Annotated in this window: 9 protein-coding genes; 4 read left to right on the top strand and 5 right to left on the bottom strand. The window is 68.9% G+C overall.

The genetic code is table 11. The annotated features are described in order from the left end of the window. Positions 1 to 12: 12 nt before the first annotated feature. From ACTZQ5_RS05190 to ACTZQ5_RS05175, 4 genes are all read right to left on the bottom strand, one after another. A complete protein-coding gene (locus ACTZQ5_RS05190; protein ID WP_443584091.1) occupies positions 13 to 2871 on the bottom strand; it encodes a TIM-barrel domain-containing protein in 2859 nt (952 codons plus the stop codon). A gap of 8 nt (positions 2872 to 2879) precedes the next feature. Beyond that, positions 2880 to 4508, bottom strand: a complete 1629-nt coding sequence (locus ACTZQ5_RS05185) for a DUF5597 domain-containing protein (RefSeq protein ID WP_443584090.1) — start codon at positions 4506 to 4508, stop codon at positions 2880 to 2882. A 256-nt stretch (positions 4509 to 4764) separates the two neighbouring features. Next, the gene (locus ACTZQ5_RS05180) at positions 4765 to 5637 is read right to left on the bottom strand and encodes an NAD(P)H-hydrate dehydratase (protein ID WP_443584089.1); all 873 of its coding nucleotides are present in this window, start codon (positions 5635 to 5637) and stop codon (positions 4765 to 4767) included. Further along, positions 5634 to 6398, bottom strand: coding sequence for a histidine phosphatase family protein (locus ACTZQ5_RS05175; protein ID WP_443584088.1), 765 nt, complete (start codon positions 6396 to 6398; stop codon positions 5634 to 5636). The genes ACTZQ5_RS05180 and ACTZQ5_RS05175 overlap by 4 nt, the downstream gene beginning before the upstream one ends. A 65-nt stretch (positions 6399 to 6463) precedes the next feature. On the opposite strand from ACTZQ5_RS05175, the gene ACTZQ5_RS05170 reads away from it, so the two are divergent. From ACTZQ5_RS05170 to ACTZQ5_RS05155, 4 genes are all read left to right on the top strand, one after another. Beyond that, positions 6464 to 6961: a methylated-DNA--[protein]-cysteine S-methyltransferase gene (locus tag ACTZQ5_RS05170; RefSeq protein WP_443584087.1), complete on the top strand. Its 498-nt coding sequence runs from the start codon at positions 6464 to 6466 to the stop codon at positions 6959 to 6961. A 224-nt stretch (positions 6962 to 7185) separates the two neighbouring features. Beyond that, positions 7186 to 8529 (top strand): dicarboxylate/amino acid:cation symporter, encoded by a 1344-nt coding sequence (locus ACTZQ5_RS05165; protein WP_443584086.1) that lies wholly within the window; start codon positions 7186 to 7188, stop codon positions 8527 to 8529. A 132-nt stretch (positions 8530 to 8661) separates the two neighbouring features. Beyond that, on the top strand, positions 8662 to 10155 hold the full coding sequence (locus ACTZQ5_RS05160; RefSeq protein WP_443584085.1) for an alginate export family protein: 1494 nt from the start codon (positions 8662 to 8664) through the stop codon (positions 10153 to 10155). Positions 10156 to 10165: 10 nt separating this feature from the next. Next, positions 10166 to 11773 (top strand): NAD-dependent malic enzyme, encoded by a 1608-nt coding sequence (locus ACTZQ5_RS05155; protein ID WP_443584084.1) that lies wholly within the window; start codon positions 10166 to 10168, stop codon positions 11771 to 11773. Between the two features lie 135 nt (positions 11774 to 11908). On the opposite strand, the gene ACTZQ5_RS05150 is transcribed toward ACTZQ5_RS05155, so the two are convergent. After that, positions 11909 to 14905, bottom strand: a complete 2997-nt coding sequence (locus ACTZQ5_RS05150) for a PAS domain-containing protein (protein ID WP_443584083.1) — start codon at positions 14903 to 14905, stop codon at positions 11909 to 11911. Positions 14906 to 14988: the final 83 nt, after the last annotated feature.

The following is a 14988-nucleotide window of genomic DNA, read 5'->3' as shown; positions in this document are numbered from 1 at the left end:
GGGGAGGACTGATTACGGCATTCGTATGGACATCTGCTTGCCGGTGTAGGTGACGCGGGTCGCGGCATTCTCCGTGAAGTCCATCGCCTCCGCCTTGCCCGGCGTGTGGAAGCGGACCGAGATCGCGCGGGTCGTCGGCATGCCCGGATAGCGCCCGTCGCGCGCGCCGATGGTCAGCGTCTTCGTGCCCTCGTTCCACGTCAGCGGCACGCGGGCGAACTGGCCTTTGGCGTAACCCGGCGACACGCCGTCGTCCTCGTACAGCGAGAAGCGGCCGTCGCGCCCGGTGAAGACATGCAGCACCAGCGGCCCGTCCGGCCGCTCGCGCGCATATTGCACCGCCGGCCCCGTCGGCAGGATCGCACCGGCCCGGACGAACAGCGGCATCCGGTCGTAGGGTGCCGCGGCGGCGATGCTCTGCCCGCCCGTGTAGAACCGCCCGGTGGCGGAATCGTACCAGTCGGCGCCGGCGGGCAGGTACACCGATCGCTCACGCGCCTTGAACACCGTCACCGGCGCGACCAGCAGGTCGCGGCCGAAGAGATACTGGTCGTCGATCCCCCAGGTGCGGCGATCGGCGGCATAATCCATCACCAGCCCGCGCATGATGCTGCCGTCCCGGTGATAGGTGTCGGCGGCGACCGTGTAGATATAGGGCATCAGCCGATAGCGCAGCTGGTCGTACCACAGCATCGAAGCCATCATCGCCGGATCGTCGGCGCCCAGTTCGTAGATCTCGCGCTTGGGCTTTTCGCCATGGCTGCGGAATAGGGGGCTCAGGGCGCCGAACTGGAACCAGCGCAGGTTGAGTTCGCGCCATTCGGGCTGGGCGGCGGGTTCGGCGTTGGTGTAGCGATCCTCGACCGCGAAGCCGCCGATATCGTGCGTCCAGTTTGGCACGCCTGACATGGAAAGGTTGACGCCCGCCGAGATCTGGTCGCGCAGATCGTCCCAGCGCGCGGCGACGTCCCCCGACCAGAGCGCCGAACTGGTCCGCTGCACGCCGGCGAAGCCCGAGCGCGTCAGGATGAAGGGGCGCTTGTCCTGATGGGTGTCGCGCAGGCCGTCGGCGAAGCCTTGCGCGTGGACCAGCGGGAAGCTGTTGAAATAAGCGCCGCCCGGTCCCAGCGCATTGGGACCCATCACGAACTTGCGTTCGTCGATCGACAGGTTTGAATGGATGTCGGGTTCCGTCGCATCCATCCACCAGGCATCGATGCCGAGCCTGACGAGATTGTCGCGTACCTGCCGGAAGTAGATCTTGCGCGCTTCGGGGTAATAGGGGTCGTAATCGGTGTTGAGATAGCCGGGGCCGACCCAGTCCTTGTTCCCCATTTCGAGATTGCCCTTGTAGAGGAAGCCCTTGGCGGCAAGTTCCTTGGCGTTGTCGGTGTTGGGGTAGAACTTCGGCCAGACCGAGATCATCAGCTGGACATTGTGCTTGTGGACCTCGTCCACCATGCCCTGCGGATCGGGGAAGCGTGCCGCATCAAACCGGTGGCTGCCCCATTGGTCCTGCGGCCAGTAGAACCAGTCCTCGACGATGTTGTCGAGCGGGATCTGCCGTTTGCGATATTCGCGCACGACGCCGAGCAACTGGTCCTGCGTTTCGTAGCGCTGCCGGCTCTGCCAGAAGCCATAGGCCCATTGCGGCATCATCGGCGCCTTGCCGGTAAGCCCGCGATAGCCGGCGATCACATCGTCCATGTCGCGGCCGCCGACGTAGTAATAATCGAGCGCCTTGCCCGCCTCCGACGACAGCCACAGCGAATGGCTATCCGCCTGCGGCAGGGGATCGTTGTGGAAGAGCGCCATATAGCCGGCGTTCGGTTCCCATTCGATCCGCACCTCCACCGGCCTGCCCGCGGTCATGGCGAGGTCGACGTTGTGGAACCACGGGTTCCAGTTCTGCCGCCAGCGGTCGAGGACCAGTTTGCCGTCGGCATAGACCTTGAAATAGCTCGATCCGTAGACGCGGAAGCGATGGGTGCCGGTGATGGCGGGCGAGAGCGTGCCGGTCCACACGACGCGCTGCTTGCCGACGACCTTGCCCGCGGTGTTCTGGCCGCTTTCAGCCGAGGCGACAGTCTGCGCCTTGGCCTCCGCCGGCCAACGCGCCTGATCGCGGATGAACTGATAGGCGATCGTCGGTTCCTGGCGGCTCACCGCCAGCCTGTCGCCGAGGTAATAATCGGCCTTCCACCCCGGCTTGCCGCCGCTGCTGACTGTGAGGTCGTCGGCGCCGGCCAGTGCATAGGGCTTGGGGTTGCCGAAGCGGGTGATCGAATTGTTGTCCCACAGCAGCCCGTAGTTGCGCGTCGAGACGACGAACGGGACGGCGATGTCCATGTTGTGCTGGGCGAGTTCGACGTCCTCGCCATTGTAGTTCATCTGCCGGTTCTGGTGCTGGCCGAGACCGTAGAAGCCCTCGTCCGTGCCGCGGTTGAACTGCTGCCGGGTGGCGAGATAGCCCTTTTCGTCGACGCTGGGCGCGAAGGCGCCGCGCGCCGCTTCGTCGAGCGTCACCTTGCCTGCCGCATCGAGGAAGCGGACATGGCCATCCGTCAGGCGGACCTCCGCCGTCGCCTTGGGGAGGCGCAGCGTGACGAGGCCGTTGCCCTGCGCGATGACCGGGTCGCCGTGGGGCCTCGCGATGACCATCAGGCTGTCGGGAATGGCGAGGTCGGTGCCGGGTACCGCGGTGACGCGGAAGCTGTCGTCGCCATAAGCGGTGACGCGGACCCGCTTCGCCGGGCCGCTGTCGGGGGTGACGATCACGCCCTGGTCGATGCGCCGCACGTCGGAGGCGAACGCGGTGCCGGACACCGACAGCGCGAGACAGGCGAGGGACGGAGCGAGGATGCGGGTCATCGATGATCCTAGCGGTAGGTGCCGAGCGTCACGCGCAGCAGCGTGGGGCGGGTGAGATTGAGGCCGTAATCGGTCTGGTCGCCGTTCCAGACGCGCGTCGTCGTCCAGGTGCCGGCGGCATCGAAGCTGCCTTCCTCGACGATGAGCAGCTGCGTCGCCTCGCCCTTGGCCGGTGCGGCGCGATCGAAGCGGACGCGCACGTCCGATCCGACGACGAGGAACCGGTCGGGGCCGATCTGCGCCACCGCGGTGCCGCCGACCGGCTGGTCCCTGGTCGGGTGCGGATCGGTCTTGAGCCAGGGCGAATCCTTTTCGCCGAACTGCCACAGGCCGTATTGGGCGGTGACCTTCCAGCGGCCGAGCGTGCCGCTTTCGTCGGCGCCGTCGGCGGGCTTGGCGCTGCCCCAGGTCGGGCGTTCGAAGGCGATCCGCGCCCAGTCGCGGGCGATCGGCGCCATCAGCGCGTATTTGTCGCCGAAGGCATCCACCGTCGCGGCATCGACCACCTTGGTGCCGAGCGGATAATTGACGTAGCCGGTATCGTCGAAGCCGAAGGGGGCGAAACCGATGCCGCCGCGGCCGAGCACGGTCCACAGGAAGCGCGCATAATCGGCGGCGTTCCCCGTCTCCGGCACCATCAGCGCATTGTCGGGCCGGTCGTAGAGCCTGAGATAGGCGGCATAGGCCTTGGGATCGCGGTTGTAGATATCGGGCGCGACCAGATCGAGGTGCGGCGCCGCCGCCTTCCACACGTCGATCACCGGCCAGTTGGGGCCGCCGCTCGCGCCGCCATCTTCGCCCGGTGTCGCGAACGGGCTGCCGACCGCGGCGTTGGTGTACATCGGCAGGTCGAGGACGGCGCGTCCGGCGGCGGCGATGGCGTCGACGTAGCGGCCGACGTACCAGCTGTTGAACGCAGCGTCGGCAAGCTTGCCGAAGGCGCTGGTCCAGTCGCCGCTCTTGCCGGTCTTTTTTGCCAGCTCGGCGGGGATCGGCTGGCGGAACAGTGCCTGTGCGGCGGGGGACAGGTCGCGGTTCTGGCCGTAGACGCCGGTTTCGTTCTCCACCTGCACCATGATGACGCGGTGGTCGGGGTCGTTGGCCTTGATGTGCCGCATCAGCGCGACGAAGGCGCGTGTGTCCGCCTCCAGCGTCGTTTTGGCGTGCGGCGTGAGCGCGTAATGCGCGGTGCCGTCCGCCTTGCGCATGCGGGGGAAGCGCTTGCCGCCGGTCTTCACCCATTGCGGAACGTAGCCGGCGCTGGTGTTCTTCCAGGTGCCGAACCACAGCAGCACCAGCCGCGTGTCGTGCGCCTTCGCGCCGGCGAGCAGCGCGTCGACCCAGGCGAAGTCGAAGCGGCCCTCGACCGGCTCCACCTGTTCCCAGGCGACGGGGATTTCCAGCGTGTTGGCGTGGATGCGCTCCACCATCGGCCACACCTTGGGCAGCATCGCGGGATAGTTGCTGCTGTTGTTCGCCTGGATGCCGAGCATCAGGAATGGCGCGCCGTCGACCATCAGCGCGTGCCGGCCGTCGCGCGCGACGGTGCGGGGCAGGGGGGACTGGGCGGGCAGGGGTGAGGACCACAGGCTTGCCGATGCGAGCAGTGCGAACCCCCGCCACCACGTCCGTGCCATGATCCCGCTCCCCCTCTTCGCCGGCCCTTGCATGGGCCGATCCGATGATCGCGCTACCACAATGCGGCGGAGAGGGGGAATAAGCAAAACAAACTTCGTTAAATTGCGCGGGCGGGTGGAGAGGGACTGACCAAGCTATTCCGTCATTCCCGCGCAGGCGGGAATCCCTAGTCGCCAGATGCAGGGAGACTCGCTGCGATCAGCCAGTATGGATTCCCGCCTGCGCGGGAATGACGGGCGGGTGTGTCGGCGGCCATCAGCGCGGCAGCAACGCGGGCAACAGCGGCGGGAGTTCGCGGGCGAGGAAGCCGATCGGGCCGCTGCGCTGGGCGAGCGTGCGGCCCGCCTCGCCGTGCAGCCAGACGCCCCAGGCGAGCGCCTCCACTGGGGAGGCGCCGCGTGCGGCGAGGCCGGCGACCGCACCGGCCAGCACGTCGCCCGATCCACCGGTGGCGAGGCCGACGCCGCCGCCGGGATAATGGAGGGGTTCCGCGCGCGGCGCGGCGACGATGGTCTGCGATCCCTTCAGGGCGAGCGCCGCGCCGAACCGCTCGGCCGCTGCCACCGCCAGCGCCTCGCCCTGTTCGCTCACCGTGGCGGGATCGCAGGCCATCAGCGCCGCCATCTCGCCGGGATGCGGGGTCAGGATCAGCCGGCCGGCGAGCGGCGCGAGCGCATCGCACAGTCCTCCCGCGCAGGCTACCGCCGCGCCGTCGAGCACCAGCACCGCCTGCGTGGCCAATCGGGCAGCGGCCCAGCGCACCACCCGTGCGGCAGCGTCTGGATCGCCCATGCCCGGACCGATGGCGACCGCGTCGACGCGCTCCAGCGTGCGGGCCAGCGCAGGCTCGTCGGCGATCACGATCTCGCCCGCCGCATCTTCGCGCAGGCCGATCACGCCGATCTCCGGCATCGCGATGCCGAGCGGGAGTGCCGCGGCGTCGATGGTGGCGATCCGCACCTTGCCCGCGCCGACGCGCAGCGCCGCCTCCGCGGTCAGCGCGACCGCGCCGGGGACGCGCCGGGCGCCGCCGATCACCAGCACCTGCCCGCGGCTGTTCTTGCTCGTCTCGCCGGTCGGCATCGGCAGCGGGTGCGCGGACCGCCAGGCGGCATCGAGCGGGATCATCCGCGCGCGCCCACGATCGGGTCGTCGGCGGTGGTGACGGCGACGGGGCTTTCGTCGACCGGCGCGGTGACGTTGAAGCGGACCAGCGCGAGGCCGCCGTCCTTGCCGGCGTGCGGGTCGTAGCGATATTCGGTGACCGAGCAATTGGCGACGTTGCCGGCGCGATCGATCGCCAGGATCTCCTCCTCGGTCAGATTTTCGAGGATGTAGCGCAGGCAGAGCACCACGACCTGATGCGCGACGATCATCACCCGCCGCCCGCGATAGTGGAAGGCGATGCCGTCGAGCACCGCACGCAGGCGGAAGATGACGTCGCACCAGCTCTCGCCGCCGGGCGGGCGATGGTAGAATTTGCCGAGCAGCCGGCGGAGGGCCGCCTGTTCGGGCTGCAACGCCGCGATGCCGCTGGTGGTGAGGCCGTCGATGATGCCGAATTCCTTTTCGCGCAGGCGCTCGTCGAGGCAGATCGGCTCGTCCGGGTCGCAGCCGCCGGCGTCGCGGAACAGCCGGGCGGTGTCGCGCGCGCGGATGTAGGGCGAGGCGAGCAGCACGTCGGGCCGGCCGTGCGCGGCGCCGCGCGCGAACCAGCGGCCGAGCGCACGTGCCTGTTCCTCGCCGAGCGGCGACAGCGGGATGTCGACGTCGCGTGCGGTCAGTTCGATCCGTTCCGCTCCCTGCGCCATCGCCGCGGCGCGGGCGACGTTGCCGGCGCTCTCTCCATGGCGGACGATCCAGAGCGTGTCGGGCCAGCGTTGCGTCATGCGGCGGTGAACGGCGCGGGGCAGGGGGCGTTCCCGCACGCGCGGATCGGGCCTATCGTCCTGGCATGACCCTCGTCGCCACCACGCTCGATTCGCCGGTCGGTACGCTGACGCTGGTAGCGAGCGATGCCGGGCTGGTCGCCGTGCTGTGGCCGGATGACGATCCGTTGCGGGTGCGGCTCGGCCCTTTGGCAAACGGCGCCGGTTCTCCGATCCTGCAAGCGGCGGCGGATCAGCTTGGCGGCTATTTCGCCGGCGAGCGGCGCAGTTTCGACCTGCCGCTCGACTGGCGGGGCACCGACTTCCAGAAGCGCGTCTGGGCGGAACTGCTGACCATCCCCTATGGCGAGACGCGGAGCTATGGCGCCATCGCGCGCGCGATCGGCAGGCCGGGCGCCAGCCGGGCGGTGGGGGCGGCGAACGGTCGCAACCCGCTGTCGATCGTCGCGCCGTGCCACCGGGTGGTCGGGACGAGCGGTCACCTCACCGGCTTTGCCGGCGGATTGGAGGCGAAGGCGCTGCTGCTCGCGCTCGAACGTCGCGCGGGCGAATTGCCGCTGTAGCGATCGTCGCTCGGTGGTGTGCAATTTTCGGCACACTTTCGCGTGACGCGGAGCAGCCATATGGTGTCGGTCGATCCGGCATTTTATATAAGCCGTTGTTTAATAACGATAATATGTGGAAGAAGGCGGCATTGTCCGTCCCCGACCGATCGCGGCATGATCGGGCGACGCGCACGACCATCAAGAGTCGGACCCGCGTCGCCACAGAGGATGAAAGGCCGCCCATGACGATCAGTGCCATCGCACCCGGTGCCCCCCCGACGCCACCCGCCGCCAAGCCCTGGTATGCGCAACTCTACCTGCAGGTGCTGGCCGCGATCGTGGCGGGCGTGTTGCTCGGCCATTTCGCACCGGCGACGGGCGAAGCGATGAAGCCGATCGGCGATGCCTTCATCAAGCTGGTCAAGATGGTGATCGCTCCGGTGATCTTCCTGACCATCGTCACCGGTATCGCCGGCATGCGCGATCTCGGCGCGGTCGGGCGCGTCGCGGGCAAGGCGTTCCTCTATTTCCTCTTCTTCTCCACGCTGGCGCTGATCGTCGGCCTGATCGTCGCCAATGTGGTGCGGCCGGGCGCGGGGCTCAACATCGATCCCGCCAGCCTCGATACCAGCAAGGTCGCCGAATACGCCGAGAAGGCGCATGATTCGAGCATTACGGGGTTCCTGACCGGGATCATCCCAGACACGTTCCTGTCCTCGCTGACCGAAGGCAACATCCTGCAGGTGCTGTTCGTGTCGATCCTGTTCGGCATCGCGCTGGCGCTGGTCGGCGACCGCGGCACGCGCGTGCTGTCGGTGCTGGAGGACGTGTCGCTCGCCTTCTTCAAGGTGGTCAGCATCGTGATGAAGGCCGCGCCGATCGGTGCGTTCGGCGCGATGGCCTTCACCATCGGCAAATATGGCGTCGGCACGCTGGCCAATCTCGCGATGCTGGTCGGCACCTTCTACCTCACCTCCCTATTGTTCGTGCTGGTGGTGCTCGGCACGGTGGCCTGGGCGTGCGGTTTCTCGATCCTGCGGCTGATCGCCTACCTCAAGGCGGAGCTGCTGCTGGTGCTCGGCACCTCGTCGTCGGAAAGCGCGCTGCCCGCGCTGATCGAGAAGATGGAACGCGCCGGCTGCCCCAAGTCGATCGTCGGGCTGGTCGTGCCGACCGGCTATTCGTTCAACCTCGACGGCACCAACATCTACATGACGCTGGCGGCGCTGTTCATCGCGCAGGCGTGCAACGTCGACCTGACGCTGGGGCAGCAGTTGCTGCTGCTGTCGGTCGCGATGTTGTCGTCGAAGGGTGCGGCGGGCGTGACCGGCGCGGGGTTCATCACGCTGGCCGCGACGCTGTCGATCGTGCCGAGCGTGCCGGTGGCGGGCATGGCGCTGATCCTGGGCGTCGACCGCTTCATGAGCGAATGCCGCAGCCTCACCAATTTCATCGGCAATGCGGTGGCGACGGTGGTGGTGTCGCACTGGGAAGGCGCCCTTGATACCGCGCAACTGGATGCGGCGCTGCGCGGACGGGCGCTGCGTGTCGATCAGCTGCCCGCCGACGCCGTTCCCGCGGAATAACTGCGCGCGCCGCACTCACCCTCACCCTTCCGCGGCTGCGCCGCTCCCTCCCTCTCCCATCGGGAGAGGGAGAAGACGCCGAAGGCGGCGAGAGGGTGAGGGTGGGCGCGACGCCCTCGAAGGATCATCCCGATGCCCCATTGCTCCAGCGCCGTGCTCGGCGCCACCGCCCTGCTCACGCTCGCGACCGGCGCTGCCGCGCAGACCAGCGTCGCGCCGACCGAGGCGGACCAGACCCGCAATCGTGCCACGCCGACCGTCACCTCCTACCCCGCGGCGGCGGCGGGTGACGGCGCCACCACCAACGGCTTCAACCTGTCGCGCTGGGCGGAAGATTGGCGGGGAATGCGCGATCCCGCCAAGCGCGACGATCCGCTCGATCGCCTCAAGTTCCTGCCGCTCGACGGCGATGGCGACGTCTATCTGACGCTGTCGGGGGAATTTCGACTGCGCGTCAACCACACCACCAATCCCGGCCTGCGCGATGCGCGGGCGCAGCGGCAGGACATCAACCGCATCGTCGCCGGTGCCGACCTGCACGTCGGGCCGCATTTTCGCGCCTTTGCCGAAGTCGCGCACGGCGGCATCTCCGGCGTCGAGCTGGGCGCGCCGGCGGCGACGCTGCGCAACGACCTCGTCCTCCAGCAGGCCTTCGTGGAGGGCAATGCCGAGGTGTCCGGCGTCGCGGTCGGTGCCCGCTACGGCCGGCAGGAGTTCACCGACGGCCCCAACCTGCTCGTCTCGCAACGCGACAACAACACGATCCGCTACACACTCAACGGCTGGCGGGCGTGGGCGCGCGGCGCACGGGTGCGCGCCGACCTGTTCGACCTCAAGCCCACGCAATATGGCGACCTCGGCACCGACGACGACGTGGTCGATCCGGCACGGCGCTTTTCCGGCGTGACCCTGGGCTTCGCCGCGCCGCCGACGTGGTTCGGCGGGTCGAAGCTCTACGTCGATCCCTTCCTCTGGCGGCGGCGCAACCAGGTGGGCGCGTGGGGCGGGCGGATCGGGCCGGCGACGCGCTACTACGTCGGCACGCACGTCTGGGGCGATGCCGGGCGGGTGACGATCGACTGGACGGTCAATCACCAATTCGGTCACTATATCAACCAGGATATCGACGCCTGGCAGGTGTTCCTCGCCCAGACCTATCGCCTCGGCGCGAGCAGGACGGCGCCGCGGGTCGGCGTGCATTTCGACTATGCGAGCGGCGGCGGGGGCTATGGCGACGGCAAGCTGCGCGATGCCTATGCGCCGTTCGGCAACAACATCTATTATAGCTACGGCCTGTTCCTGACGCCGTCGAACCTGATCGCGGTCGCACCCAACGTCACCGTTTCGCCGACCAAGCGGCTGCGCGTCACCGCCGAATACCAGCTCGCCTGGCGCGACAGCGTCACCGATGCGGTCTACCGTGCCAATGGTCAGCCGTTCGCCGGTACGCAGCGGATCGGCGATGCCAAGATCGGCGACGTCGCGCGGCTCCAGGCGGTGTGGGCGATCAGCCCGCGGCTGTCGGTGACCGGCCGCTACGAACATCTCGCCGCCGGCCCCTCGCTCAGCAAGGCGGGCTTCCAAAGCTCCGACTTCCTCGCCGGCTGGATCAGCTTCCGTTTCTGAAGGACCCCGCATGTCTCCCGCCCATCACGCCGCCGCCCGCGCGCTGCTCGCCGATCCGCTGACCAACAAGGGCACCGCCTTCACCGAGGCGGAGCGCGATGCGTTCGGGCTCCACGGCCTGTTGCCGCCGCACGTCGGCACGCTGGAAAGCCAGATCGCGCGGCGGCGGCGGGTGCTCGACGGCATGGCGGACGATTTCCACCGCTACGCCTTCCTGCGCGAATTGCAGGATTCGAACGAGGTGCTGTTCCATGCGCTGGTGCAGGCCGACCTGCCGCGCCTGCTGCCGCTGGTCTACACGCCGACGGTCGGTGCCGGGTGCGAGCGGTTCAGCGAGATCTGGCGCAAGCCGCGCGGCCTGTTCCTCAGCTATCCCAATCGCGACCGCATCGCCGATATCCTCGCCGACCCGGCGCTCGACCGGATCAAGGTGATCGTGGTCAGCGACGGCGAGCGGATCCTGGGCCTCGGCGATCAGGGCGCGGGGGGCATGGGCATTCCGATCGGCAAGCTGGCGCTCTACACCGCCTGCGCCGGCATCCACCCGGCCGAGGTGCTGCCGATCCTGCTCGACGTCGGCACCGACAATGCCGCGTTGCGCGACGATCCGCTCTACGTCGGCTGGCGCAACCCGCGGGTGCGGGGCGAGGATTATGCCGCCTTCGTCGACAGCTTCGTCGAGGCGGTGGCGGCGCGCTGGCCGGACGTGCTGCTGCAATGGGAGGATTTCGCCGGGCACAATGCGCACGACCTGCTCGGCCGCTATCGCGACCGGCTGCCGAGCTTCAACGACGATATCCAGGGCACCGCCGCGACCGCGGTCGGCACCCTGCTGTCGGCGATCCGGCGGACCGGCGCACGGCTGGCCGACCAGCGTATCGTGCTGTTCGGGGCGGGCGCGGCGGGCAGCGGCGTCGCCGAACTGCTGGTGCAGGCGTTGCAGGCGGAGGGGCTGGACGAGGCGGCGGCGCGGGCGAGGATCTGGGCAGTGGATCGCGACGGGCTGATCGTGTCCGACATGGCGACGCTGACCCCGCCGCAGGTGCGCCTCGCACGCGATGCGGCGGAGGTTGTGGACTGGCCGGCGCAGGACCTGCTCGGCACCGTGCAGGCGGTGCGGCCGACCGTGCTGATCGGCGCATCGGGGCAGGCCGGCAGCTTCACCGAAGCGGTGGTGCGCGCGATGGCGGCGGGATGCGCCCGGCCGGTGATCTTCCCGCTCTCCAACCCGATATCGCGGGCGGAGGCGCATCCCGCCGACCTCCTCGCCTGGACCGAGGGGCGGGCGCTGGTCGGCACCGGCAGCCCGTTCGGCGTCGCCGGGGTGACGCAGGTCAACAACGTCTACATCTTTCCCGGCGTCGGCCTGGGTGCGATCGCGGCGGGTGCGCATCGCGTCACCGATGGCATGTTCATGGCCGCCGCACGGGCGCTGGGTGCGATGGGGGGCGAGGGCGACACGTTGCTGCCGCCGATCGCGGCGTTGCGCGAGGTGGCGCTGGGGATCACGGTGGCGGTGGCGCGGGCGGCCGTCGCGGACGGCGTGGCGAGCGTGGCGGCGGTGGATCTGACGGAAGAGCGGATCGCCGGGCTGATGTGGCAGGCGGTGTACGATTGATTCCTCCCCGGCACGGGGGGGGGGGGGACCGCGCCGCGCAGCGGCGGGGTGGAGGGGCAGCCGCTGGCGACGGTGCTGCTTGGCTGCCCCTCCGTCAGCCTTCGGCTGCCACCTCCCCGTGGCGGGGAGGATCAATCAGGCGTCCTGCTTGCGTCCGGCCGTCTGCACCGCGCCGCGCGGAAGCGCCGCGGCGATCGCCGCTTGCAGCGCCTCCGTGCCATAGGGTTTGGCCAGCAGCACCGCGCCCGTGCCTGTCGGCACCGCCGCGGTGTCACCGGTGGCGAAGACGATGCCCACGCCGGGCCGCAGTTCGCGCGCCTTCACCGCAAAATCCGGTCCCGATGCGCCGGGCAGGTTGACGTCGGTCACCAGCGCATCGATCGGCACCGTCTGCAGCGCGGTCATCGCATCCTCCGCACTGGCGGCATCGACCACGACATAGCCGCTGGCCTGGAGCAGTTCGGCGGTGGTCGCGCGGATCACCTCGTCGTCCTCGACCAGCAGCACGGTGACCTGCCCCGCCGCGCCCGGCGTCGCGCGTAGCGGCGCGGGCGCGCTCGTCATCCGCCGGGCGGCGAGGCCGGCATTGCGCTGGCGCTGGTTGGCCAGCACGTGGCGGAACTTCCGCGCCAGCGCCTCGCGCGTATAGGGCTTTGACAGCAGCTCGACGCCGGCATCCAGCCGCCCGCCGTGGACGATCGAATTTTCGGTATAGCCGCTGGTGAACAGTACCGCGAGGTCGGGTAGCCGCTCCTTCGCCTTGCGCGCGAGTTCGGGGCTCTTGAGCGTGCCGGGCATCACCACGTCGGTGAACAGCATGTCGATCGGGATGCCGCTCTCGATGACGTTCAGGGCGCTTTGCGCGTCCACCGCCTTCAGCACGCGATAGCCGAGGTCGCCGAGCATCTCGACCACCGTCGCGCGGACCTCAGCGTCGTCCTCGACGACCAGTACCGTTTCCGTGCCGCCCTGCACCGGGCCGGTGTCCACCGTCACCTCGACGTCCTCCGCCTCGCGGCTGCGCGGCAGGTAGAGCTTGATGGTGGTGCCCTCGCCGACCTCGGAATAGATCTTCACGTGGCCGCCGGACTGTTTGACGAAGCCATAGACCATCGACAGCCCGAGGCCCGAACCCTTGCCTTCCGATTTGGTCGAGAAGAACGGCTCGAACACCTTGGCGACGATATCGGGCGCCATGCCGCTGCCGGTGTCGCTGACCGCGAGCATGACATATTGCCCGGGATCCACCTCGTCATGGGTGCGCGCGTAATCGTCGTCGAGGTGCGCGTTGGCGAGTTCGATGGTCAGCCGGCCGGTGCCGTTCATCGCGTCGCGCGCGTTGATCGCGAGGTTGAGCAGCGCATTCTCGATCTGCGCGGGATCAATGAAGCAGTTCCACAGGCCCCCGCCGAACACCGTCTCCACCTCGATGCCCTCGCCGATCGCGCGGCGCAGCATGTCGTCCATGCCCTGGACGAAGCGGGTGACGTTGACGACCTTGGGCTCCAGCGCCTGCCGCCGACCGAAGGCGAGCAGCTGGGCGGCGAGCTTCGACCCGCGCGATACGCCGGCCATGGCATTGGCGACGCGGCGTTCGGCGCGGTCGTTGCCGGCGATATCCTTGGCGAGCAGCTGGAGGTTGCCGGAGACGACCTGGAGCAGGTTGTTGAAATCGTGCGCGACGCCGCCGGTCAGCTTGCCGATCGTCTCCATCTTTTGCGCCTGGGCGAGGGCGGCCTCGGCCTGGCGGCGCTCGCCGATCTCGGCGATGACGCGCGCTTCGAGATTCTCGTTCAGCTGGCGCAGCTGTTCTTCGGCGCGCTCGCGGTGGCGGACCTGGCGCTGGAGGTGCTCGGCCTGATCGCGCAGCGTCTGTTCGGCGGCGCGTTGTTCGGTGATGTCGGTGTGGACGCCGACCCATTCGATGATGGCGCCCGCCGCGTCGGTGATCGGCAGCGCGCGGATCAGGCAGTTGCGCCACGCGCCGTCGTAGCGGCGCACGCGATGTTCGAAGATGAAGACCGACTTGGCCGCCACCGCCGCATGCCAGGCGGCGAGCGTCGGCGCGGTATCGTCGGGATGCACCGCGGCGGTCCAGCCATAGCCTTCATAGGCTTCGATCGTCTGGCCGGTCAGTGCGGTCCATCCCGGTTGCTCGCCGGTCATCCGCCCGTCGGCGGTGTTGGTCCACAAGACGCCGTGCACCGCCTCCATCGCGGCGCGGAAGCGGCCGTTGCTTGCCTGTACCGCCGCCTCGCGCTGTGCGCGTTCCTCGATATCGGTGACGAGGACGTGGAAGCCCTCTACCTCTCCGGCGGCGTCGCGGCGCGGGAGGTAGCGGATGTCGCACTGGCGAAAGCCGCCGTCGCGATGCGCCATGCGCCCCTCGGTCGCGATCCGCTCCCCGGCGAGCGCGCGTTCGACCAGCGGCAGGCGCTCGGTATAGACAGTCTCGCCGACCACATCGCGCAGGTGGCGCCCGGTCACCGCATCGGGCGCGATGCCGAACCAGTCCTGATAATAGCTGTTGGCGAAGCGATAGATATGGTCGCGATCGACATAGGAGATCAGCACCGGCAGCGCGTCGGTGATCGACCGCAGTTCGGCGGCGCTGGCCGTCACCGCCAGCTCCGCACCGATCCGCGCGGTATTGTCGATCACGGTACACATCACGCCGCCGACGCTGCCATCATCGCGGTGGACGGGCGTGTAGAACAGGTCGAAGAAGAACTGGCGCGGTCTGCCGTCGTGCTGCAGCACCATCGGCTGGTCGCGATAGGCGACGACCTCTCCGGTGAAGCCGCGTTCCAGGATCGCCTTGTTCCAGTCCCAGATCTCGGGCCAGATGCCCTCGACGGTGCCACCGAGCGCCTGCGGGTGCTTGCTGCCCGCAATGGCGGCATAGCCGTCGTTGTAGAGCATGACATGGTCGTCGCCCCACATCAGCACCTTGGGCACCGGCGAATTGACGATGTTGCTGACGGTGGTGCGGAGTGTCGCCGACCATGTATCGATCGGGCCGAGCGAGGTGGCGCTCCAGTCGAAGGCGCGGATCAGCGCGCCGCAGTCGCCGCCGCCGAACGGCCAGGCGAACGTGGAATCAGGCTGCGGGCCGGGATGCAGGGGAGGCATGATCCCGGGCATGCGCTTGCGATCCCACGCGTGTCAAACATCCAGATCAGCATTTCGGCGGTTCGGTATGGACGCGCGGCCGA

The organism is Sphingomonas cellulosilytica, from assembly GCF_052321755.1.
In the GTDB taxonomy this organism is placed as follows: domain Bacteria; phylum Pseudomonadota; class Alphaproteobacteria; order Sphingomonadales; family Sphingomonadaceae; genus Sphingomonas.
This window is presented reverse-complemented; position numbering and strand designations above follow the sequence as displayed.